The organism is Cobetia sp., assembly GCF_983723665.1.
This window is the reverse complement of the sequence record NZ_CFDJES010000202.1, coordinates 1,877-3,902: the sequence shown is the minus strand read 5'-3', so window position 1 is coordinate 3,902 and position 2,026 is coordinate 1,877. Positions and strand designations below refer to the sequence as shown.

Genomic DNA, 2,026 nt, shown 5'->3' with positions numbered 1-2,026 from the left:
GGCGATGCCGGCGCGCACGATGATCTCGCCCATCAGCACGAACAGCGGAATCGCGATCAGCAGGAAGGAGTCCGCGGCAGACCACAGGTTCTGGCCCAGCGCCTTGGTCAGCGGGAAGAAGGAATAGAACTGGTCGATCCCGAAGGCGAGCAGGAAGAGGGTGACTGCAACGGGAATGCCGGCCAGCAGCAGGGTGAGGATACCCACCGAAAGAAAGCCCAACATCAGCGAGTCTCCTTGGTCGTGGAGGCAGCCTGGGCCAGAGCCCCTTCGCTTTCTCCGTGATCGGGGCCGGCCAGTGTCTCGAGCGTGGTGGTATCACGCAGACAGGCGGCAACGAGAACGCGCAGTCCCAGCACGCTGGTGGTGATCGCGAACCAGGCATAACCGGACAGCCACAGCAGCTGCGGAATCCACAGCGGTGTCGCCAGCGGGGTGTTGGCGGTGGAACCATTGCTCAACGACTTGCCGAGCACCGGCCAGGCATTGATCAGAATCACCCAGGCCACCAGGTTCAGCGCCAGCATCGCGAGGATATCCAGGGTGTGGCGCGAGAAGGCCGGCAGCTTGCCGTGCACGACATCGATACGGATGTGGGCGCGCTCCATCAGGGTGTGGGAAAGGCCCCACGCCGAGAGCATCGCCAGCACATACCCGGCATATTCGTGCACGCCGGGCAGCGGATGATTGAACAGTTGGCGCATCAGGATTTCGGCGCCGATGAAGACCACGACAGCCAGCAGCAACAGGCCCATCAGGCGTGCGGCATGGCGTGATATCGCGCGTGTCAGCGACACGAGGACATCGAGTGCGTGAAGGAAGGAGTTCATGAGTCGGGTCCTGCTGGGGCGCTGAACGAAGGCCGCTTTCTCGAGAAAGTCTGCTTTTGAAAGCTTGCGCTTGAATACACAGGCGCGAGTCGTTCGGCGCTACGTCTCTGGGGAACATGTCTGCCACGTCGGGACAGGGCGGGGCTATCGGCACCTGCTCGCGAACAGGCTTCGGTGAGCAGGTGCCGCTGGATCACTCCGCGCTAGCGGTCAGGCCGACGACCTTGCCGACGCTCTCGTTCCAGGTCTTGCGGGTCTCGGCATCGACACGCGCCGCCCAGGCAGGCAGGACGGTGTCTTCGAGCGCCGCACGTGCGCGCTTGGCGTCGTCATCGCTGAAGTCGACCAGCGTCATGTCGGCGCTCTTGCCCAGCGGGCAATCGCCTTCGCCGGTCAGGCAGGCCACGCCACGCGCGGTCTCGCCACGCGCGTTTTCCCACACCGGTGCGGTGAACTCGCTATCCACCTGCTGCTGGATCAGGGTCTGGGTCTCGGCGCCCAGGCCCTGCCACTTGTCCTGATTGATGGCGGTGATCACGTAATCCCAGCCACCCAGCGGCAGCGGCATCAGGTGGCTGGACACTTCATGCCAGCCGGCGCTGTAGCCGGAGAGCGAACCGGTGACGGCGCAGTCGATGACGCCACGCTCCAGGGAACCGGGCACCTCGTTGAAGGCGATGTTGAGGCTCTGTGCGCCCAGCGCCTCGATGAACTCACCGGTGGAGCGGCCGCTGGCACGCACCTTCTTGTCCTGCAGGTCATCGAGCCCTTCGATCGGGGTGTTGCAGAACAGCACCTGGGCCGGATACGGCACGATGGCCAGCACGTGGCTGTTGAAGCGCTTGTTCATGGTGGACTCCGCCAGGGGGCGGAAGGCCTCGGCGACCTGCTGCGCTTCCTCGGCAGTGGGGGCCATCATCGGCAGATCCAGCCCTTCGAGTTCCGGCGCATCGGACACGGTGTAGTCGGCCACGGTCATGCCGACATCGAAGACACCATCGCCTAGGTAGCGATAGACGTCAGAGCCGGGGATACCCATCTGGTCGAAGGTGGTCACCTGGGTGCTGAGTTCACCGCTGCTGGCGGCCGGGAGGGTCTCGCTCCAGAACGGCTTCTCGAACTGACGGTTGAGCTCCAGGCTGCTCCAGCTGCCTACCACGTTGAGGGTGTCGGCAGCATTGGCGCTACCGGCGGCG

General features: G+C 64.5%; 3 protein-coding genes. All 3 read right to left on the bottom strand.

Going from position 1 to position 2,026, the window contains the following annotated elements; genetic code table 11:
* The coding region (locus AC4FAH_RS13770) for a TRAP transporter large permease subunit (RefSeq protein ID WP_490246231.1) at positions 1-225 on the bottom strand (225 nt) is incomplete at its 3' end.
* On the bottom strand, positions 225-830 hold the full coding sequence (locus AC4FAH_RS13765; RefSeq protein WP_054555982.1) for a TRAP transporter small permease subunit: 606 nt from the start codon (positions 828-830) through the stop codon (positions 225-227). The genes AC4FAH_RS13770 and AC4FAH_RS13765, both read right to left, overlap by 1 nt.
* 193 nt (positions 831-1,023) lie before the next feature.
* Positions 1,024-2,026, bottom strand: a 1,003-nt coding sequence (locus tag AC4FAH_RS13760) for a TRAP transporter substrate-binding protein (protein ID WP_490246229.1), incomplete at its 5' end; no start/stop codon positions are given.